Origin of the sequence: Agrobacterium sp. rho-13.3 (genome assembly GCF_033957765.2) — a bacterium.
Taxonomy (GTDB): domain Bacteria; phylum Pseudomonadota; class Alphaproteobacteria; order Rhizobiales; family Rhizobiaceae; genus Agrobacterium.
The window spans coordinates 790540-808705 of record NZ_CP192774.1 but is presented as its reverse complement, the minus strand read 5'-3'; the positions used below and the strand labels follow the sequence as shown (position 1 = coordinate 808705).

At 55.6% G+C, this 18166-nt stretch carries 23 protein-coding genes; 15 read left to right on the top strand and 8 right to left on the bottom strand.

Features of this window, described 5'->3' with window-relative positions; all coding sequences use genetic code 11:
- The first annotated feature begins 62 nt into the window (after window positions 1-62).
- The 4 genes from RMR16_RS04040 to RMR16_RS04025 all read left to right on the top strand — a co-directional run bounded on the left by RMR16_RS04040 (window position 63) and on the right by RMR16_RS04025 (window position 1348).
- Complete coding sequence (locus RMR16_RS04040; RefSeq protein WP_320199443.1) at window positions 63-302, top strand: type II toxin-antitoxin system Phd/YefM family antitoxin; 240 nt, start codon at window positions 63-65, stop codon at window positions 300-302.
- Complete coding sequence (locus RMR16_RS04035) at window positions 302-700, top strand: type II toxin-antitoxin system VapC family toxin (protein WP_320199442.1); 399 nt, start codon at window positions 302-304, stop codon at window positions 698-700. The genes RMR16_RS04040 and RMR16_RS04035 overlap by 1 nt, the downstream gene beginning before the upstream one ends.
- A 124-nt stretch (window positions 701-824) precedes the next feature.
- The gene (locus RMR16_RS04030; RefSeq protein WP_320199441.1) at window positions 825-1064 is read left to right on the top strand and encodes a type II toxin-antitoxin system ParD family antitoxin; all 240 of its coding nucleotides are present in this window, start codon (window positions 825-827) and stop codon (window positions 1062-1064) included.
- Complete coding sequence (locus RMR16_RS04025; protein ID WP_413785976.1) at window positions 1061-1348, top strand: type II toxin-antitoxin system RelE/ParE family toxin; 288 nt, start codon at window positions 1061-1063, stop codon at window positions 1346-1348. Before RMR16_RS04030 ends, RMR16_RS04025 begins: the two co-directional genes overlap by 4 nt.
- Before the next feature lie 3 nt (window positions 1349-1351).
- On the opposite strand, the gene RMR16_RS04020 is transcribed toward RMR16_RS04025, so the two are convergent.
- Genes RMR16_RS04020 through RMR16_RS04010 form a run of 3 tightly spaced genes read right to left on the bottom strand, consistent with a single transcriptional unit; the run spans window position 1352 to window position 4774 of the window.
- Window positions 1352-1945 (bottom strand): NUDIX domain-containing protein, encoded by a 594-nt coding sequence (locus RMR16_RS04020; protein ID WP_320199440.1) that lies wholly within the window; start codon window positions 1943-1945, stop codon window positions 1352-1354.
- A 24-nt stretch (window positions 1946-1969) separates the two neighbouring features.
- Window positions 1970-2563, bottom strand: a complete 594-nt coding sequence (locus RMR16_RS04015) for an NUDIX domain-containing protein (RefSeq protein ID WP_320199439.1) — start codon at window positions 2561-2563, stop codon at window positions 1970-1972.
- Between the two features lie 12 nt (window positions 2564-2575).
- Window positions 2576-4774 (bottom strand): molybdopterin oxidoreductase family protein, encoded by a 2199-nt coding sequence (locus tag RMR16_RS04010; RefSeq protein WP_320199438.1) that lies wholly within the window; start codon window positions 4772-4774, stop codon window positions 2576-2578.
- A 17-nt stretch (window positions 4775-4791) separates the two neighbouring features.
- Here RMR16_RS04010 and RMR16_RS04005 point away from each other — a divergent pair, with 17 nt between their 5' ends.
- Complete coding sequence (locus tag RMR16_RS04005) at window positions 4792-5637, top strand: 23S rRNA (adenine(2030)-N(6))-methyltransferase RlmJ (RefSeq protein WP_320199437.1); 846 nt, start codon at window positions 4792-4794, stop codon at window positions 5635-5637.
- Here the strand turns inward: RMR16_RS04005 and RMR16_RS04000 are convergent, their stop codons facing one another.
- A complete protein-coding gene (locus RMR16_RS04000) occupies window positions 5638-6594 on the bottom strand; it encodes a lysylphosphatidylglycerol synthase domain-containing protein (protein ID WP_320199436.1) in 957 nt (318 codons plus the stop codon). It abuts the gene before it with no gap.
- Between the two features lie 206 nt (window positions 6595-6800).
- On the opposite strand from RMR16_RS04000, the gene RMR16_RS03995 reads away from it, so the two are divergent.
- The gene (locus RMR16_RS03995) at window positions 6801-7544 is read left to right on the top strand and encodes a ribonuclease T2 family protein (RefSeq protein ID WP_320199435.1); all 744 of its coding nucleotides are present in this window, start codon (window positions 6801-6803) and stop codon (window positions 7542-7544) included.
- Between the two features lie 4 nt (window positions 7545-7548).
- Window positions 7549-8145 (top strand): glutathione S-transferase, encoded by a 597-nt coding sequence (locus RMR16_RS03990; RefSeq protein WP_320199434.1) that lies wholly within the window; start codon window positions 7549-7551, stop codon window positions 8143-8145.
- Between the two features lie 105 nt (window positions 8146-8250).
- On the opposite strand, the gene RMR16_RS03985 is transcribed toward RMR16_RS03990, so the two are convergent.
- Window positions 8251-8901 carry an outer membrane protein gene (locus RMR16_RS03985; protein WP_320199433.1) on the bottom strand — a complete coding sequence of 217 codons (651 nt, stop codon included), beginning with the start codon at window positions 8899-8901 and terminating at the stop codon, window positions 8251-8253.
- 368 nt (window positions 8902-9269) lie between these two features.
- On the opposite strand from RMR16_RS03985, the gene RMR16_RS03980 reads away from it, so the two are divergent.
- The 5 genes from RMR16_RS03980 (at window position 9270) to RMR16_RS03960 (ending at window position 13485) form a co-directional block, all read left to right on the top strand.
- Window positions 9270-10037, top strand: a complete 768-nt coding sequence (locus tag RMR16_RS03980; RefSeq protein ID WP_320199432.1) for an SDR family oxidoreductase — start codon at window positions 9270-9272, stop codon at window positions 10035-10037.
- Window positions 10034-12076 carry an excinuclease ABC subunit UvrC gene (gene uvrC, locus RMR16_RS03975; protein ID WP_320199431.1) on the top strand — a complete coding sequence of 681 codons (2043 nt, stop codon included), beginning with the start codon at window positions 10034-10036 and terminating at the stop codon, window positions 12074-12076. Before RMR16_RS03980 ends, uvrC begins: the two co-directional genes overlap by 4 nt.
- Before the next feature lie 101 nt (window positions 12077-12177).
- Window positions 12178-12765, top strand: a complete 588-nt coding sequence (gene pgsA, locus RMR16_RS03970; RefSeq protein ID WP_320199430.1) for a CDP-diacylglycerol--glycerol-3-phosphate 3-phosphatidyltransferase — start codon at window positions 12178-12180, stop codon at window positions 12763-12765.
- Entirely contained in the window at window positions 12765-13019 is a 255-nt protein-coding gene (moaD, locus tag RMR16_RS03965; RefSeq protein ID WP_320199429.1) for a molybdopterin converting factor subunit 1, read from the top strand. The genes pgsA and moaD overlap by 1 nt, the downstream gene beginning before the upstream one ends.
- 4 nt (window positions 13020-13023) lie before the next feature.
- The gene (locus RMR16_RS03960; RefSeq protein ID WP_320199428.1) at window positions 13024-13485 is read left to right on the top strand and encodes a molybdenum cofactor biosynthesis protein MoaE; all 462 of its coding nucleotides are present in this window, start codon (window positions 13024-13026) and stop codon (window positions 13483-13485) included.
- Here the strand turns inward: RMR16_RS03960 and RMR16_RS03955 are convergent.
- Entirely contained in the window at window positions 13482-14378 is an 897-nt protein-coding gene (locus tag RMR16_RS03955) for a branched-chain amino acid ABC transporter permease (protein WP_320199427.1), read from the bottom strand. The two genes, RMR16_RS03960 and RMR16_RS03955, sit on opposite strands and share 4 nt — an antisense overlap.
- A 61-nt stretch (window positions 14379-14439) precedes the next feature.
- Between RMR16_RS03955 and RMR16_RS03950 the strand changes: the two genes are divergently transcribed.
- Both RMR16_RS03950 and RMR16_RS03945 read left to right on the top strand, forming a co-directional pair.
- On the top strand, window positions 14440-14991 hold the full coding sequence (locus tag RMR16_RS03950) for a CGNR zinc finger domain-containing protein (RefSeq protein ID WP_320199426.1): 552 nt from the start codon (window positions 14440-14442) through the stop codon (window positions 14989-14991).
- Window positions 14988-15488, top strand: a complete 501-nt coding sequence (locus RMR16_RS03945; protein ID WP_320199425.1) for a hypothetical protein — start codon at window positions 14988-14990, stop codon at window positions 15486-15488. The genes RMR16_RS03950 and RMR16_RS03945 overlap by 4 nt, the downstream gene beginning before the upstream one ends.
- A 141-nt stretch (window positions 15489-15629) precedes the next feature.
- On the opposite strand, the gene ndk is transcribed toward RMR16_RS03945, so the two are convergent.
- Together ndk and RMR16_RS03935 are read right to left on the bottom strand one after the other, a co-directional pair.
- Window positions 15630-16052 (bottom strand): nucleoside-diphosphate kinase, encoded by a 423-nt coding sequence (gene ndk / locus RMR16_RS03940; protein ID WP_320199424.1) that lies wholly within the window; start codon window positions 16050-16052, stop codon window positions 15630-15632.
- Window positions 16053-16154: 102 nt separating this feature from the next.
- A complete protein-coding gene (locus RMR16_RS03935) occupies window positions 16155-16847 on the bottom strand; it encodes a glutathione S-transferase family protein (RefSeq protein ID WP_320199423.1) in 693 nt (230 codons plus the stop codon).
- Between the two features lie 224 nt (window positions 16848-17071).
- On the opposite strand from RMR16_RS03935, the gene RMR16_RS03930 reads away from it, so the two are divergent.
- On the top strand, window positions 17072-18112 hold the full coding sequence (locus RMR16_RS03930; protein ID WP_320199422.1) for a GGDEF domain-containing protein: 1041 nt from the start codon (window positions 17072-17074) through the stop codon (window positions 18110-18112).
- The last annotated feature ends 54 nt before the right edge of the window (window positions 18113-18166 follow it).

Genomic DNA, 18166 nt, shown 5'->3' with positions numbered 1-18166 from the left:
GCCAACCACTTGACCAAGCCGTCCTCCGACTGATATTTTCTAGTCGAAACGGAGCTATGCCCATGACTCTGACAGTCAAAGTTGGTGAAGCAAAAACACATCTTTCAGAGCTTTTGGCGAAGGTCGAAGCGGGTGAAGACGTTGTTATCGCCCGCGGTAATGAACCCGTTGCCCGTTTGGTGAAAGCGACCGATTCGACAGAGCGGCGTAGAATGCTCGACACTCTACGTACCGAAAGAGCGCAAAGATCAAAGGTCGGCGCTGACGAAATTCAGGCATGGAAAACCGAAGGCAGGCGTTGATGGCATTTGTCGTTGATGCGTCCGTTGTCGCTGCATGGTTCTTGCCGGATGAGATCAGCGACGTTGCTGAAAAAGCGCTGGAAAAGCTGGAAACCGAAGACGCCATCGCGCCGGATCTTCTGTCACACGAGTTACGCAATATCCTGCTTTCCGCAGAACGAAGAAAGCGCATCGATCAAGATGCGGTATTTTCCATTCTTTTGCGCTTCACAAGCCTACCACTGACGCTTGCCATTGGCGGCGACCATGTCGCGATCATGCGTCTTGCGAAAAAGCATTCACTATCCGCCTATGACGCGGCCTATCTGGCCCTTGCCGTGTCACGTTCAATACCGCTGGCGACCAACGACAAGAAGCTCGCGGCGGCAGCGGCGGCTGAAAATGTGGATTTCAGCTAATCACGAACACTATTCAAAAACTCAGCAATTGCAGTCGGATTTCCGCTAAACGCAATTCGCGATGGTTGGCTGTTTCTTCGAATACCAATCTTTGGTATATTGTTGTGCATTTAAGGAGCGCGCGATGGGTAAGAACACGTCGGTTAATCTCAACGACCATTTCGATGCTTTTATCGCACAGCAGATTGAGGAAGGCCGCTATACGTCCGCCAGCGAAGTTGTTCGCGCCGGATTGAGGCTTCTCGAAGAAAAAGAAACAGAATTGGCGCATTTGCGTACGGCATTGATAGAGGGTGAAGACTCCGGGCCCGCAACGCCTTTTGATTTTGATGAGTTTGTTCGAGCCAAGAAAAATAAGGGATGAAACGATACGTTCTTTCCCCGAAAGCCCGTTGCGATCTCAACCTTATCTGGGACTATGCCGAAGAGACGTGGGGAGTAGCGCAAGCCGAGGTTTATCTCGCCTCGATACAAAAAACACTGATAGGACTTTGTGATCGCACTGTCATTTCACAATCCGCCAATCATATTCGTGAAAATTATCGAAAGATATCGGTTGGTTCGCACATTATATTTTTCAAAGAGAACAATGACATTGTCGAGGTTGTCCGCATTCTGCATCAGCGAATGCACACGTCTCGATTATAGCTCTCACAACCCAGCGCGATTGAGCATGGCCCATTGCAGTAGGATAATGGTTTTCGCATCGGTGATCTCACCGGATGATATCATGGCAAAAGCCTGATCCAGACCGATGGAGATGACTTCGATATCCTCGCCCTCCGTCTCCAGCCCGCCGCCAAGACCGGCTTTTTCATCCAGATCCACCCGCGCGTAAAACAGGCCGACTTTTTCCGTCAGTGTGCCGGGGCTGGAATAGGTGTCGAAAAGATACCGCACCTCTTTGACCGCATAACCCGTTTCTTCCATTGCTTCTCGACGGATCGCTTCGTCCGGCGCATCGCCATCCGTCAGACCGGCTGGCACTTCCAGCATGAAACTTGGATCGCCATTGATGAAAACGGCAGGCCGGAATTGGCGGACAAGAACCACGGCATCCTTTTGCGGGTCGAACAGCAAAATAGCCGCAGCACTGCCGTGATCGTGCACTTCGCGATCAATGCGGACGACCTGGCCGTTCGGCATACGTTGATCGAAAACCAGCGTTTGCATATGCACGAAGCGTTTCCACACCGTTTCCTGATGCACCAGCCGGATACGTCCCTCATCGGTCGTTTTTTGCACGGTCAACGTTCCTGTTCTCGCCTGTTATGTGAAAGTCTGCTTGTTCAGCATCGCCCATTGCAACAGCATGATGGTTTTGCCGTCGCAAATCTCGCCGCTTTCGATCATCTTCATCGCATTCGGCAGGGTGATTTCCAGCACTTCGATATCTTCATCCTCGTGCTCTGCCCCGCCACCGTCATTGATACGCTCAGCAGAATCGATGGCGGCGGCAAAAAAGTGGACGATTTCCGTAACCGATCCGGGCGACATGAAGGCTTGAAAGAGGTGGCGCACCGTGCCGATCTGGTAGCCAGTTTCCTCCATCACCTCGCGGCGAATGGCTTCTTCCGGGTGATCACCATCCAGAAGACCGGCAGGCGTTTCCAGCAACCAGCCGTGATAGCGATTCACGAAGGTCGGCACGCGGAATTGCCGCACCAAGATCACCGTTTCGCGTTTGGGATCATAAAGCAGGATCGTCGCGCCGTTGCCGCGATCATAGGCCTCGCGTTTCAGCTTTTTCGTCTCACCGCTGGAATTGGTGTAATTATAGGTGATGTTACGAAGGTGATACCAGTTTTTGGAAAGCGTCTCGTCTTCTAATATCTCGATCTTCACATTATCGAATTTCGCCATGCGGCATTCCCATCAATCTTTTCTAAGCCAGACCTTGTTGTCATGAAACGCCGCACCGCCATAAGGTGCCACGGCATCGCCGCCGGTCAGCACGTTGATACCTTCGCCATCCAGATGCGCCTTGTTGGGCCACAGACCCTCAGCAATCAACACACCTGCCCGCGCACCCTCCACGATCCTCGTGTGAATGCGCAGTTCGCCGCGCTCGTTGCCAATCCGCACAATATCGCCACCGGCAATCTCCAGCCGCTCGGCATCTGCCGGACAGATCATCAGCTCTGGACGGCCTTCTTTTTGAACCGAGGTTTTTGTTTCCGCAAAAGTAGAGTTCAGAAAATTGCGGGCGGGTGACGTTGCCAGCCGGAACGGATGGTCCGCATCCGCAACTTCGATGATATCCACCTGATCGGGGAATGTCGGCAGCTCGGCGACCGGGCCCATGACAGGCACGTTTTTCGGCGGTTTGTTGGGCGAAGGCCCGCTTTTCCAATCCGGGCTAAAGCGGAATTTGCCATCGGCATATCCAAAGCCTTGCAGATAATGCGCGACCTCGAATTCCGGCTGGGCATCGATCCACTTTTCTTCGGCAAGACTATCGAAATTGCCCCATTCGCCGGGTCGCAGAATGTTGTCGACATGCTCACGCTCGGTCAAACCGAAGCCTGGCATGTCAGCCACGCCGAGGCGTTTGGCCAGTTCTTCGATGACGAACAGGTTGGTGCGCACCGTTTCCGGCGGCTCCACCAGCTTTGGCCCGAGCAGAATGTGGTTCTGCCCACCGGCGCGGTAGATATCGTCATGTTCAAGGAACATCGTGGCGGGCAGCACGATATCGGCCACCTCTGCCGTTTCGGTCATGAACTGCTCATGCACGGCCACGAACAAATCGTCGCGCAGGAAACCCTGCTTCACCAGCCGCTGTTCCGGGCAGACATTGACCGGATTGGTGTTCTGGATCAGCAGCGCCGTCACCGGCCCGCCATAGCGCAACGCCTCAGCATCTCCGGTCAGAACGCGGCCAATCTGGGATTGGTCGAGCTGGCGCACATTCGGGTCGGCGTAAGCCGTGCCCATCAGCTCGGCTTTGTTCAGCCGGAAAATGTCACCATTGTTGTGAAACGCGCCGCCGCCCTCATGTTGCCAGCTTCCCAAAACCGTGGCGATGGAGAGGGCTGCGTGCATGGCGACAGCGCCGTTGCGCTGGCGGGCAAAACCGTACCCCAAACGGAAAAAGCTTTTCTGCGTCGTGCCGACCAGCCTTGCGAAAGCCTCGATTTCCTCCACCGAAAGCCCGGTGATATCGGCGGCCCATTGCGGTGTCTTGGAGGCGAGATGCGCCTCAAGACCGACCGGATCGTCCGCAAATTTTGCCATATAGGCGCGGTCGGCATAACCATCACGGAAGGCGATGTGCATCACCGCACAGGCAAGTGCGGCGTCCGTTCCCGGACGCACGATCAGCTTCATATCCGCCTGTTTCATGGTCGGATTATCGTAGATATCCACGACGACGATCTTTGCACCGCGCTCTTTGCGGGCCTTCACCGCATGGGTCATGACGTTGATCTGCGTGGCCACCGCATTGGTGCCCCAGATCACGACGACATCGGCCTTTGCCATTTCGCGTGGGTCCGGGCCGCGGAGAGCACCTGTGCCCATCACGTAACCGGTCCATGCCATGTTGGTGCAGATGGAGCCGAAAAAGCCGGAATACTTCTTGGCGTGGCGCAGCCGCTCTATGCTGTCGCGCTGCACCTGCCCCATGGTTCCGGCATAGAAATAGGGCCAGATGGCTTCGGCGCCGTGCTTGGCTTCCGCCTTGACGAAGGCATCGGCAATCTCGTCCAGAGCGTCATTCCAGTTGATGTCCTGCCAATCACCCGCACCTTTTGCGCCCTTGCGGCGTTTGGGTGTCAGCAAACGGTCCGGATGGTAGATGCGTTCGGAATATCGCGCCACCTTGGCGCAGATCACACCTGCCGTATATGTGTTGGCATTCGCACCACGCACGCGGCCAATGCGGCCTTCCGTGGTAATATCAACCTCCAGCGCGCAGGCGCTTGGACAGTCGTGCGGACAGACGGTGTGACCGATGCGGGTGGCACCAGTCACGGCTTTGGCGGAAATCGGGGTCGCATCATTCATCAGTTTTGTATATTGCAAAGGCAATGCGGCCAAAAGGGCCAAGTGACGACCATCAAGATTATTCATAAAAGGCATCGGCGCGCATGAACTATCGGCACATATATCACGCAGGCAATTTTGCCGATGTTCTCAAACATGCGGTCATGGCGCGGCTCGTTCGTTATCTGCAAAACAAGGATAAGGCGTTCCGCGTGCTGGATACACATGCCGGCATCGGCCTTTACGATCTTTCCTCCGAGGAAGCTCAGAAAACCGGCGAATGGCAAACCGGCATCGGCAAACTGCTGGATGCCGACCTGCCGCCAGCGGTGGCCGAACTGCTGGAGCCTTATCTGACGGCGGTGAAGGAACTGAACCCGGACGGTGGCATCCAGTTCTACCCCGGCTCGCCCAAGCTCGCCCGTATGTTGTTCCGCCCGCAGGACCGGCTTTCGGCCATGGAACTGCACCCGGATGATTTCCGCGCTTTGTCACGCCTGTTCGAAAGTGATTATCAGGTTCGCGCCACAGAGCTGGACGGCTGGCTGTCACTGGGCGCGCACCTGCCGCCAAAAGAAAAGCGCGGACTGGTGCTTGTCGACCCGCCTTTTGAAAAAGAAAACGAATATGAGCGACTGGCCGAAGGCTTCCACAAGGCCTATCGCCGCTTTGCGACCGGCACCTATTGCCTCTGGTATCCGATAAAGAAAAATGCGCCGATCAAGGAGTTTCACGAACTCCTGCAATCCTATGACATTCCAAAAATGCTGTGTGCGGAACTGTCTGTGCGCAGCGACCGGGTTGAGGGTCTCAGCGGTTCAGGCCTCATCATCGTCAACCCGCCCTTCACCCTGAAGGACGAGTTACACACGATGCTGCCGGTTCTGAAAAGCATCATGGCGCAGGATCGTTATGCGTCGCACCGCGCCTTCTGGCTACGCGGAGAGTAGTTACCGCTGCTCCAGCCTCTTCTCCTGTTTTTCCGCAGCCGCCAATTGTGACCGTTCGAAAAACAGGATGATGAAAAGCCCGATGATAAAGGGAATGATGAGGTAAAACATGCGGAACACCAGCAAAGCCGCAATAACATCTGCCGGGTTCATATCCGGCAGGCCGGTCACGAACACCAGTTCCAGAACACCCAATCCGCCGGGCGCGTGCGATATGAGCGCTGCGGAAAAGGATATCAGGAATATGCCGAGAATAATCATGAAGCCCGGATTTCCGGCATCCGGCAACGCATAATAAATAATGCCCGCAGCACCCAGCAATTCGATGGGGCCAATGACCAATTGCTGCAACACAAGGCGTGGCGCAGGATAAAACAGCGTGAACGACCCGATTTTCAGGGCGCGCAGCTTTAACAGGCTGCCAACAAGATAGAGCCCCGCAATCGCCAGCAAAAGAATGCCGGTTGTGGTGGATGCCTCGACAGGAAGCACACCCACGAAGCGTTCTGTGATGTCGGGCTCATAGACCAGAATGAAGCCAATCAGCATGATTGTGCCGATGACGAATGTGAAGGAACACAAGGCAACGAGAACGCCGATTTCCGAAACGCTCAGGCCTTTGGATGTGTAGGCGCGGTATCGCACCACGGCACCGGAAAATACGGACGCACCAACATTGTGCGACAGGGCATAGGTTGTGAAAGAGGTGAGTGTGATGAACACCCAGCCGACCTTGCGTTTTAAATGTTGCAGGGCAATCCGGTCATATCCGGCCAGCGCGGCATAGGCGACGAGGGTGCAAACGCCCGACATGATCCAGTCATGCGTGCCGATGGCGGCAAGACTGTCCCAAACGTCATCCAGGGAAAGATGCCGTAACTCCTTATAGAGCAGCCATACGGAAAATCCGATTGTCGCCACGCCTACGATGGGCCAGATGTATTTCTTTAATTTCATACGGACATGCCCGAACCTACGCCTCCTTCCGGCAGCGCCACTCTTTGCCGGATTCGTAGAGCTTATTCGTTATACAAGCTCCGTTACAACAAAGACTGTTGCCAATATTTCATTTTTCGGCCGCCTGTTTGCCACAGGCACCGGATGGTATAAAACCCAACCTTGTTCAAGAATTCGTCATCGTTGCGTGGGAAGACATTTGGCCGATGAAACAATATGCCGGTTTTATCACGTTGGCCGTGCTGTCACTTGCCGCTGCTGGCTGGGCTATCTTTGGACATCAGGCACGTGAGAATTCACCCCGACCCGTAAACGCTCCCGCCAACACGCCGTCACCTGCACAAACCTCCAAGTCGCCCAAAGGCTCCGGTTTCGATTTCTACGTGCTGTCCCTATCGTGGTCTCCGGCCTTTTGCGCCAGCGATGCAGGCCGCAACAGCCGCCAGCAATGTGGTACGAATCGCCAGTACGGGTTTGTCGTCCACGGTCTTTGGCCGCAGAATGACAGGGGTTATCCCGAATTTTGCGGCAAGGATCGTGAAGAGCGCGTGACGGAGAGCCTTGGTCGCAGCATGTTCGACATCATGCCCTCCATGGGGCTTATCGGCCACCAGTGGCGCAAGCACGGCTCATGCAGCGGGCTTTCGCAGAAGGATTATTTCGAAACGACTCGCGCCGCCTATGAGCGGGTTACGCTGCCCAAGGACATCGCATCGGGTGCCAGCAACAAAACACTTTCCACAGACGCCATCGAAAGTGCATTCATAACGTCCAATCCGGGCATGACGAAACAGGGCATCGCCATCAGCTGCGAAGGACCGAAGCTGGAAGAAGTGCGTATCTGCCTGACCAAAGACCTCAGTTTCCGCGCCTGCCCGGACGTCGACCGCCAGGGCTGCCGCTCCAACACCACAGAAATAATCCCCATCCGCTCATCATCACAGGAATAATCGTATGGAACTGCTCTATTCTCCCGCGTCTCCCTACTCCGCCAAGGTTCGCATGGCATCGCGCTATCTGGGCATCGGCATCACCGATGTTCGCGTCGACACCAATGCCGAACCGGCAACGCTGATGGACAATAACCCGCTGGGCAAAATCCCGGTTCTGCTTCTGGATGACGGCGGCTCGATTTATGACAGCATCGCCATCATGCATTATCTGGACCGGGTTTCGGGCAACAAGCTGTACCCGAAAAAGCATGAGAAGCGCACCGAGGCAGAAGTGCTGGAAGCGCTGTGCGACGGCATCATGGATTGCCTTCTGGCCATCGTCTATGAGCGCCGCTTCCGCCCGGAAGAAAAAGTCTATCAGCCATGGGTCGACAAGCAGTGGGGCAAGGTGGTCAAGGGTCTGGACTACCTGAATGCCAATCTGCCGAAGACGGAAAAGAAACTGCATGGCGGGCACTTCGCGCTGGCGGCCATGATCGGCTATCTCGACCTGCGCTTTGCCGGCGAATGGGCCAACGGTCGAAAGACGCTGGCGGAATGGCCGGAAAAATTCGGCAAGCGTTTCAAGGATTATGCCGAGATGAAGGCGCCTGCCTGAACGACAAAAAGCGGGATGGGCTTTCACCCATCCCGCAATATTCAAAACGCACAAACGAAAAAAGCCGGGGCGAACCCCGGCTTTTAACATCAATCCCTGTCGGGATTAGAACTTTACGCCGATACCAGCCTTAACGCTGTGATCGTCGAAGCCGCGCGATACGGAGCCGCCATCGATGGAGAAGTCCTTGTTCTGGTAGTCGCTGTAGCGATATTCCAGACGTGCAGTGATGTTGTCCGTAACGAGAGCTTCAACACCGGCACCGACTGTGTAACCGAGAGCGGTTGCATCGTCCTTGTCGCCAGTTGTCGTGCTTTTGATCTCGTTGTTGGAGATGGCCAGACCACCTGTACCGTAGAGCAGGAACGGGTTCATGTCGTAACCAACGCGGGCACGCAACGAGCCGTTCAGCTTCTGCTGTCCTTCAAGACCGGCACCGGCAGAACCCTTTTCGTCGCCATAAGCGATGTCTGCTTCAGCACCGTAAACGATCTGGCCGCTCTGGAAGTTGTAACCACCGTAAAGGCCGCCACCAAATCCGTCTGCATTACGATCGCCGCCGTTGCCGCTGAAACGGCCCCAGTCGTAGTTTACGGTACCGCCGAGGTACGCGCCGGACCAATCCTTGATGGGGGCTGGCTGTTCGTAAGCGACAGGTGCCTGCGGCACTTCGTTCACAGCGTCGGCTGCCTTTGCTGCCGAAAACGCCGCAGCTGCCATTGTGGTCGCCATAAGTGTTGCAACGATAGTACGCATGCTATTCTCCTTTTCAAACCCGCGGGGTGCTCAAACACTTGTTCCCAAACGCGGTATAAAACAGTTGGTTCCCTGCCCGTCTGATAATCAAAATGATGGGTGATTGAGGAGATCACACAGCCAAAATATGAATTGATTGAGGCAACGGCGTGACGGAAATTGGACGTTGCTAAAATGACACAATTTTCTATTAGGGATAATGAGAGGTTAACTGAAGAACGCGCCACTTTTACATGTATTTAAATAAAATTACTTCAAAGGCAGGGTTGGAGCATAACTCTGTATAAATGGCACGCACTCTGGGCAAAACTTGGCGTTTCCATTTATATCGTATGTCGGAAACGACATGAGCAGAGCGCAGGTCAGCTTTGAACGAGAATATACCCAAAACCGTCTTGATCACCGGCGCCGCCCGCCGCATGGGCCGCGCAATCGCGCAATATCTTGCTTTGGAAGGCTTTGCCGTGGGCATTCATGCCCGCTCTTCGCTGTCTGAAGCGGAGGAATTCGCTAACACAATACGGCAAAAGGGTGGCACGGCCGCCGTTTTGCAGGCCGATCTGGAAGATGCGGCCTCGACGGAAAAATTGATGGAGCGCGCAAATTCGGCGCTTGGCCCTATCGGAGTCCTTGTCAACAACGCCTCTGTTTTCCGCCACGACACGGCTGAAGAGTTCGATAGCGCGGCGTTCGACACACATTTTGCCGTTCACGTTCGCGCACCGTCCATTCTGGGTGCAGCGCTCGTAAAGCAATTGCCGGAGGGCGCCTCAGGCCTGATCGTCAATATTATCGACCAGCGGGTTCTGGCGCTCACGCCGCGCTTCTATTCCTACACGCTGTCGAAATCGGCCATGTGGACAGCCACGAAAACCATGGCGCAGAGCTTTGCGCCGCGCGTTCGGGTGAATGCGATTGGCCCCGGCCCATCGTTTAAAAGTGAAAGACAGGAGCCTGAGGACTTTCAGGCGCAGATCGACGCCCTTATATTAAAGCGTGGGCCTGATCCGGATGAGTTCGGGCGGACCATTCGCTTTTTATATGACACCCCGTCGATCACCGGACAAATGATCGCACTCGACGGTGGCCAGCATCTTGGCTGGGAAACCCCTGATGTGGCGGAGATACCTGAATGAACGGACAGAAGCTGCCGGATGGCGGTGTTCTCTTCGACGATAGTGACGATGATGAAGACGATGTAACCTCCTCCACATCAGATGTGGTGGGGGAATATTCTGCTGCGTCCATGGATTGGAATGCGGGTTGGCAAAATGAATCCGGCCTTAAGGGCATGGATCTGATTGCCGAATTCGTCAAACACCTGCCCAACAATCCCGGCGTCTACCGCATGTTCAACGAAGCGGGCGATGTGCTTTACGTAGGCAAGGCGCGTTCGCTGAAAAAACGTGTCGGCAATTATGCGCAGGGGCGTTTTCATTCCAACCGCATTGGCCAGATGGTGCGTCTGACGACACATATGGAATTCGTCACGACGCGCACCGAAATCGAAGCCCTGCTGCTGGAAGCGAATCTCATCAAGCGCTTGCGCCCGCGTTTTAATGTTCTGCTTCGTGACGACAAATCCTTCCCCTACATCTTCATCACCGCAGACAATCGCGCCCCGGCCATTTTCAAACATCGCGGCGCGCGGGCGCGCAAGGGTGATTATTTCGGCCCCTTTGCATCCGCTGGCGCGGTGGGCCGCACCATCAATTCGCTGCAACGCGCCTTCCTCCTTCGCACCTGTACGGACAGCGTGTTCGAAAGCCGCACGCGTCCCTGTCTTCTGCACCAGATCAAACGCTGTTCCGGACCCTGCACGCATGAGGTCAGCGATGAGGGTTATGCGGAGCTGGTGAAAGAGGCGAAAGACTTCCTCTCGGGCAAAAGCCAGAGCGTGAAGGCGACGATCGCCGGGCAGATGAACGAGGCAGCGGAAGACCTCGATTTCGAGCGCGCCGCCGTTTACCGCGATCGCTTAGCCGCTCTTTCCCATGTGCAAAGCTATCAGGGCATCAACCCGGCCAGCATCGATGAGGCGGATGTTTTTGCCATTCATCATGAGGGCGGCGTGTCTTGCATTCAGGTGTTCTTTTTCCGGACCGGACAGAATTGGGGCAACCGCGCCTATTTCCCCAAGGCCGATCCTTCGCTTCCCGGTTCTGAAATTCTCAGCGCATTTCTTGCGCAGTTTTATGATGACAAGCCCGTCCCGAAACAAATCCTGCTGTCCGAGAATGTCGACGAGCAGGACTTGCTGGCGGCAGCGTTCAGCGAAAAGGCAAACCACAAGGTGACGATTTCCGTGCCGCAGCGCGGAGAGAAGAAGGACGTTGCCGACCATGTTCTGGCCAATGCCCGCGAGGCGCATGGTCGTAAAATGGCGGAAACATCGTCTCAGGAACGCCTTCTGAAAGGGCTGGCCGAAACGTTCGCCCTGCCCTATGTGCCGCGCCGAATCGAGATTTACGATAACTCGCACATCATGGGCACCAACGCCGTGGGCGGCATGGTGGTGGCAGGGCCGGATGGTTTTACCAAAAGCCAGTACCGCAAGTTCAACATCAAATCGACCGACATCACCCCCGGCGATGACTTCGGCATGATGCGCGAAGTGATGACGCGGCGCTTCTCTCGTCTGCTGAAAGAAGAAGGCAGACCAGACCGCAACCAGACCGTCGCCCCGGAAGATGCTGTCGATATGCCCTTCCCGGCCTGGCCAGATGTCATCCTCATCGATGGCGGACAGGGCCAGATGACGGCGGTGCGCGGCATTCTGGATGAGCTTGGCATTCGCGATTGCGTCACCGCCATCGGCGTTGCCAAAGGTGTGGACCGTGATGCGGGCCGCGAGCGGTTCTTTACCGATACGCGCAGTGATTTTTCGCTGCCGCCGCGTGATCCTGTGCTGTATTTCGTTCAGCGTATGCGCGATGAAGCGCACCGTTTTGCCATTGGTACACACCGTGCCCGCCGCAAGAAAGAAATGATCAAAAACCCGCTGGATGAAATCAGCGGCATCGGCCCCAGTCGCAAACGGGCCTTGCTGCAACATTTCGGCACGGCCAAGGCTGTTTCCCGCGCAGCACTCAGCGATCTGATGGCCGTTGGCGGCATTTCCGAGGCTGTTGCCAAACAGGTTTACAATCACTTCCACGAGAGTGGTCACGAGTAAGCTGGCACTTCTGGGTGCACTCGCTAAAAAAACACAATGAGGTGTTGACGCTTGGCTCTTAGGGCGGCATCAACATTTGGACATAGAATGACAGGTTCCCCATGGCTTCGCGCACGTACAATATTCCGAATCTTCTGACTTATGGCCGCATTCTGGCGGTTCCGGTCATCGTTTTGTGTTTCTTCATCGAAGGAAAGCTGGAAAGTTCGGATTTTGCGCGTTGGACCGCCCTTTGGCTGTTCATCATCGCCTCGCTCACCGATTTTCTGGATGGTTATCTGGCCCGCATCTGGAACCAGACTTCCAATATCGGTCGTATGCTGGACCCGATTGCAGACAAGCTGCTGATCGCCTCCATTCTGCTGCTCTTGGCGGCAGACGGCACGATTGCAGGCTGGTCTCTCTGGGCCGCGATCACCATTCTGTGCCGTGAAATTCTGGTGTCCGGCCTGCGCGAATATCTGGCGGCGCTAAAAGTTTCCGTGCCAGTGACGCAGATCGCCAAATGGAAAACCACCATTCAGATGGTCTCGATCGCATTCCTGCTGGCCGGCCCAGCGGGTGACAAAGTCCTGCCTTACACCACGGAAATCGGCATCACCCTACTGTGGATCGCCGCAGCGCTGACGATTTACACCGGCTATGATTATTTCAAGGCTGGCCTCAAGCACATCATGGATGAAGATTGATGGTTCACCTCGTCTACTTCGCATGGGTGCGAGAGCGGATTGGAAAATCCGAAGAGGATATCGATCTGCCTGCGGATGTCACCACGGCACGGCAGTTGATCCACCATCTGACAACGCTCGGCGAGGACTATAAAGCGGCGTTTCAGTTTCCGGATGTGATCCGCGTTGCGGTCAATCAGGAACATATCGACCACCACGAAAGCATCATCGGCGCCCGCGAAATCGGCATTTTCCCGCCAATGACGGGTGGTTGAACCGATGAGCGTGCAGCCAACCATCCGCGTACAGGCAGAGGATTTCGATGCCGCTGCGGAAGCTAAGATGCTGACGCAGGCGGATAAGAGCATCGGCGCTGTCGTCACCTTCACCGGCCTTTGCCGGGATGATGGCGGCGTGCTTTCGGCACTGGAGCTTGAGCATTACCCCGGCATGGCGGAAGCCGAAATGTTGCGCATTGCGCAACTCGCCATCGAACGTTTTCAGCTTCTCGGCCTCACCGCCATCCACCGCCTCGGCAAGATCGCCACCGGGGAAAACATCGTCCTCGTCATCGCCGCCTCCCAGCACCGGCAGGCTGCTTTCGATGGCGCGAATTTCGTGATGGACTACCTCAAGACCTCCGCCCCATTCTGGAAAAAAGAACACGGCAAGGATGGTACGGCGGGCGAATGGATCGCCGCCAAAAGCGTTGATGACAGCGCCAAGGACAAGTGGCGCTAGGGCGTATCCTTGTGGCTTCGCATGATAATAAGCCATAAAACCAGCATAGCCAGCACCGCCGCATCTCGCCACGCAACAGGTCCGTAAGCGGCCCAGAATGTTTCGGCAACACCGATGGCGGCTGCTCCGACTGCACATTTGAGCGGGCTGGAATAACCACCTGCGGCAGAAATCAGCACCACTTTCAGGCCAAAAACCAGCCCCGCCCCAAAATCCATATTGCCGTAATAAAACGTTGCCAGCACACCGCAGATAGACGCGATCAGCGCTGACAAACAATATGAGACCAGAAACAGTCTTCCGGCGTTGACGCCGAGAAGCGATGCGGCCAGCGCATCCTCCGAGACGGCTTTCCAGTGTCGCCCGAAGCTGGATTTTTGCAGGAAGACATAGCCGGCGGCCACCATTCCCACAAAAACAAGGGAATTGATGAGCTGCATCGGCGTGGTCGTGACGGCAAAATCAATGCTGCGCCAGATATAGATGGGATCATTCAAAATCGGCGGCAGCCATAACGACCGCGTTCCCGCAGCCAATCTTGCGCTTTCCATCAGCGCGATCAGCACGCCGATGGATGCGACCGTGACTGCATTGGGTGACGCTTTCGACAACGGGCGCATCACCGATCTGCCGATAAACACCCCGGCCCATAGCCCACCGAAGATACCCGCCGCCGCACCAAGCGCCAATGTTGCAGGTAGGATGAGCCACAGCTGGTTCCAGCCAAAATCCGCAAACAACAGACATGTCAAACCCGCAAATGCGAAAATCGCACCATAGGTGACATCGGCGCGCTTGGTGATGGAAAAGGCGATGGCGTAACCGAAGGCGAGCGCGGCGTAGAGTGCCGCAATCGGTATCGCATTCAGGATCTGTTGCAGAAAGTAAGTCATCCCCTCCCCCTTCGAATTTATTATAACTGGTAAAATGAATTTTGACAGTTATAATTGGAATATGACTTTCACCTGGACAGCCCATCGTTTCGCCGGAGGTGCCTTGGCGCTTGATGTCGCCAACAGCGTCATTCTGCGCGCCGAGACTGAAAAATCGGTCGACCGCTTTGCGGCGTCTGAGCAGATCGACAGTTTTTGCGAAGCCGCGATTTTGCTTTCGGGAGAACGCGACGTTTTCCCTGCACTGCTTCCTCCCACCTCTGCAAACCGACAGAGTCTGATTGATCTTCGTGAAGCAACGGATCGTTATTTTCGCACGCTGATTGCAGATGGATTGGACGATGATGGTGCCTTGGCCGATCTTCTAACAGCTTCCGCAAACGCCTTGCGAAACGCACCGAACAAACACAGCCTTGAAAGCTCAACCGCCCGGTCCGTTTTGGGCCTGCTGGCAGGGCCAGATCGGGAGCGCATTCGCATCTGTGGAAATTGCGGCTGGCTGTTCCTGGACCGCAGCAAAAACCGCAGCCGCATCTGGTGCGACATGGCCGTGTGCGGCAACCGCCAGAAAGCGGCCAAACATTACCGGCGAAAAAAGGAGACGGCATTATGAGGCGCATCACTGTCCTCGCTCTTGCCGCCCTTTCGCTCACCGCGTGCCAGCGGGAAGAGCAGCGCGAAGTCGCCAAAGTGTCCGGTCGCATGTTCGTGTTCAACTATCGCGTGGCAACGGCAACCTATCTGGTGACATTACAGCCCACAGCGCCCATTCAGGATGGCAGCACGATTGAAGCCGACTTCGAAAACCCGCGTGGCGGCGAGGCTTTCTCGATCAAAGAACCGCTGTTTCCCAAAAATCCAAAAATAGTTTTGCAAAGCCCGCCAGTCGAATGCGTGAAGCAGGACCGCCCTTACACGGTGACGATAAGGCTGCGAGCGCCAGATGGGCATGTGATACAAACGATCACAACCACAATCACATCCGATACCGACCAATCACTTTTGCCCGCAAAGCCACTGGTGGTGGGGCCGCTTTACACACCAAACCCGGAGGTTTTTCACGCTGACGGGAGTGTGGATATGAGGCAGGCGCAGGGGTGTCCGGGGTGATTGCATATGGCGTGAGCCGCACGGTACAACGCCCAAATACGCGCAACAAAGAACGGAGCCTTTGGGGCTCCGTTCTTCAATGCATTTCAGTGACTTGAAGCAAACGTCTCACAAGGTGAGTCCGCTGCATCACACACTGAATCAGCCGACGATTTCGGTTTCTGCGAACCAGTAAGCGATTTCCTGGGCAGCAGTTTCAGGAGCATCCGAACCGTGAACGGAGTTTTCGCCGATGGACAGGGCGAAGCTCTTGCGGATGGTGCCTTCGTCTGCGTTTGCAGGGTTGGTTGCGCCCATGATTTCGCGGTTCTTGAGGATTGCGTTTTCGCCTTCCAGAACCTGAACGATGGTTGGGCCTGAAGTCATGCCTTCAACCAGTTCGCCGAAGAAAGGGCGCTCTTTGTGAACAGCGTAGAAGCCTTCTGCTTCGCGCTTGCTCATCCAAACGCGCTTGGATGCGATGATGCGTAGGCCGTTGTCTTCGAATACCTTGGTGATGGCGCCAGTGAGGTTACGCTTTGTTGCGTCCGGCTTGATCATCGAAAATGTGCGTTCAATCGCCATATGTCGTTTTCCTTGTCCTTGAAAGAAAGTGGGCGGTGTTTAACCGCCCAAAGGCCCGAAAACAAGGGGGATGGCTGGATTAGCACAGCATGGCGTCACATTTCACGCCGCTGTCACACTCCGTCCCCGTGCGCCGTGCAGATCAAGGCAGCGTTCGAACCAGCCGCTGACCGGATCATTCTGGGCAAACAGATCAACACCGGACGTGACCCGCGCCCATTGCAGCGCGCCAAACACGATATAATCCGCAAACAGCGGGCTATCGCCGCCAATGAATGGCTGGAAACTCAGCATACGGCGAATTGGCTCAAGCTTCGCCGGAAAAGCCGCGATTTCCGCGTCCCGGTGCGCCACGACGTCTTCCAGAGTGCGACCCAAAGCCTTGGTGCGGCTTTCACGGAAATAGGTGCGGTCCGTCTCATCCAGCATGTCGTGAATATCGAGAACAGCGATTTTGACGATGGCCGGGTGCAGCGTGGTCTGCGACCAGCTTTCCACAAAACGGGCCAGCGATTTGCCACCCTCCCCGTTAAAAAGCGACGGCGCGTCCGGATAGGCTTCATCCAGATAGAGCGCGATCTCGAAGCTGTCTTTTATCAGCTGGTCGCCATCCCGAAGGATCGGCACCGTTTTGGAAAAACCGTTCTCAACGCCGGGAATGGCCGTGAAGGCCAGCGGCCGCTCTTCGAAGTCCAGCCCTTTGTGCGCCAATGAAAGAACCGTTTTCCAGCAATGGGGAGAAAATGGCCGCGCATCATCGCTGCCGCAAAGAGAATAGAGTGTTCTGGAAGTCATGGACGGTCCTTTCAATGCTGGAAAGTGCCACGCGATAAAATCAGCGGTGCTGGACGGAATCAAATGACGAAAACTGATGGAACACATCAGTCACCATAATAACGATGCGCGCCGAAATTAGCACTGCTCCTTTATCGTATTTTAAAGTGTCGCCGACATATAGATGGTCATCCAGTCAACATTGCCGCACGTTGCGGCACAGTGTGCGTGTGGAGATGCGGGGCATGACAATATCAACGAATAATAACGGTCGGGATACGTCTCGCAGCACCATGATCGTCACCAAGATCACGCAGTTCATTGCCAGAATGAATCTTGCTCCGCTGCCGCGCAATTACGAACTTTTCTTTGAAGTGCTGTCTGGCCACAATCCCAAGATGGGCCATGATATTTTAGCCCTGGGCAATGCGCCACAGCAGCATGATATCGACATGATCGGCCAGACACACAATCTGCCCAGCTTTTCGCGCATGGCAGCGGCCCACGCCGCAGCCGAGGCCGCCGATGCAATCGAGCAGATATCCGTGCGACTTTCGGCTGCCATGGAACGTTCGGAAGCTCTGCTCGCCTCCATATCCGAACATCCCGCATCTGCCACGAAGCAGGAATATCTGGCGGAAGTGCTTCTGGATATCCACCACGAACAGGCAAGTTTGCAGAACTTCGTGCGTCAGGGATTGGCGAAAATTCGTGAACAGGAAAGCAGCAGCCGCAAACTTCAGGCCGTGTCCCTGAAGGATGCCTTGACGACCTTGCCCAACCGCGCCGCCTTTCTGGCAAGGCTGGCGGATATTTTTCAGGGTGAAGGCGACACTGCGGTTTGTCTGGTGCTGGTCAATATCGACCGCTTCCGCGAGATCAATGAGAACTATGGCGCTGTTGCCGGCAACAAGGCTTTGCGCCGCTTGGCCGCCCTGTTTCGCAAATCGATCAAGAAGGACGATTTCGTGGCTCGCATTGGCGGCAACGAGTTCGCATTCCTGTTTTCCGACGTTTCGCAAAGCACCGCACAAAGCATTGCCGAACGGCTGCGCCATACCGTCGAGAACCTGCGTTTTGCGACGAAGGAAGGCGATGGCGTTCATCTGACCGTGTCCATGGGCGTCACCGCTTCCGAAGGCTCGGCCAGCGCTGCGGAATTTTATGGTCACGCGGAGCTTGCGCTGCTTGCCGCCCGCAGCGGCGCACGCAACTGCGTCGTGCCGTACTCCCGGGAAGTAGCGCATCGGTCTCGCAGCAGTTACCTTATGCAGATCGGCGCATGAAACTGTCTTAAAACTGTGGCTTTCCGGCTCTTGCGTTCGGACGTGAGTTCGGCC

What these genes read in the sequence shown, in the direction of transcription:
- RMR16_RS04040 (WP_320199443.1), top strand. Translation starts at nt 63, where the DNA reads ATGACTCTGACAGTCAAAGTTGGTGAAGCAAAAACACATCTTTCAGAG.
- RMR16_RS04035 (WP_320199442.1), top strand. Translation starts at nt 302, where the DNA reads ATGGCATTTGTCGTTGATGCGTCCGTTGTCGCTGCATGGTTCTTGCCG.
- RMR16_RS04030 (WP_320199441.1), top strand. Translation starts at nt 825, where the DNA reads ATGGGTAAGAACACGTCGGTTAATCTCAACGACCATTTCGATGCTTTT.
- RMR16_RS04025 (WP_413785976.1), top strand. Translation starts at nt 1,061, where the DNA reads ATGAAACGATACGTTCTTTCCCCGAAAGCCCGTTGCGATCTCAACCTT.
- RMR16_RS04015 (WP_320199439.1), bottom strand. Translation starts at nt 2,563, where the DNA reads ATGGCGAAATTCGATAATGTGAAGATCGAGATATTAGAAGACGAGACG.
- RMR16_RS04010 (WP_320199438.1), bottom strand. Translation starts at nt 4,774, where the DNA reads ATGAATAATCTTGATGGTCGTCACTTGGCCCTTTTGGCCGCATTGCCT.
- RMR16_RS04005 (WP_320199437.1), top strand. Translation starts at nt 4,792, where the DNA reads ATGAACTATCGGCACATATATCACGCAGGCAATTTTGCCGATGTTCTC.
- RMR16_RS04000 (WP_320199436.1), bottom strand. Translation starts at nt 6,594, where the DNA reads ATGAAATTAAAGAAATACATCTGGCCCATCGTAGGCGTGGCGACAATC.
- RMR16_RS03995 (WP_320199435.1), top strand. Translation starts at nt 6,801, where the DNA reads ATGAAACAATATGCCGGTTTTATCACGTTGGCCGTGCTGTCACTTGCC.
- RMR16_RS03990 (WP_320199434.1), top strand. Translation starts at nt 7,549, where the DNA reads ATGGAACTGCTCTATTCTCCCGCGTCTCCCTACTCCGCCAAGGTTCGC.
- RMR16_RS03985 (WP_320199433.1), bottom strand. Translation starts at nt 8,901, where the DNA reads ATGCGTACTATCGTTGCAACACTTATGGCGACCACAATGGCAGCTGCG.
- uvrC (WP_320199431.1), top strand. Translation starts at nt 10,034, where the DNA reads ATGAACGGACAGAAGCTGCCGGATGGCGGTGTTCTCTTCGACGATAGT.
- pgsA (WP_320199430.1), top strand. Translation starts at nt 12,178, where the DNA reads ATGGCTTCGCGCACGTACAATATTCCGAATCTTCTGACTTATGGCCGC.
- moaD (WP_320199429.1), top strand. Translation starts at nt 12,765, where the DNA reads ATGGTTCACCTCGTCTACTTCGCATGGGTGCGAGAGCGGATTGGAAAA.
- RMR16_RS03960 (WP_320199428.1), top strand. Translation starts at nt 13,024, where the DNA reads ATGAGCGTGCAGCCAACCATCCGCGTACAGGCAGAGGATTTCGATGCC.
- RMR16_RS03955 (WP_320199427.1), bottom strand. Translation starts at nt 14,378, where the DNA reads ATGACTTACTTTCTGCAACAGATCCTGAATGCGATACCGATTGCGGCA.
- RMR16_RS03950 (WP_320199426.1), top strand. Translation starts at nt 14,440, where the DNA reads ATGACTTTCACCTGGACAGCCCATCGTTTCGCCGGAGGTGCCTTGGCG.
- RMR16_RS03945 (WP_320199425.1), top strand. Translation starts at nt 14,988, where the DNA reads ATGAGGCGCATCACTGTCCTCGCTCTTGCCGCCCTTTCGCTCACCGCG.
- ndk (WP_320199424.1), bottom strand. Translation starts at nt 16,052, where the DNA reads ATGGCGATTGAACGCACATTTTCGATGATCAAGCCGGACGCAACAAAG.
- RMR16_RS03935 (WP_320199423.1), bottom strand. Translation starts at nt 16,847, where the DNA reads ATGACTTCCAGAACACTCTATTCTCTTTGCGGCAGCGATGATGCGCGG.
- RMR16_RS03930 (WP_320199422.1), top strand. Translation starts at nt 17,072, where the DNA reads ATGACAATATCAACGAATAATAACGGTCGGGATACGTCTCGCAGCACC.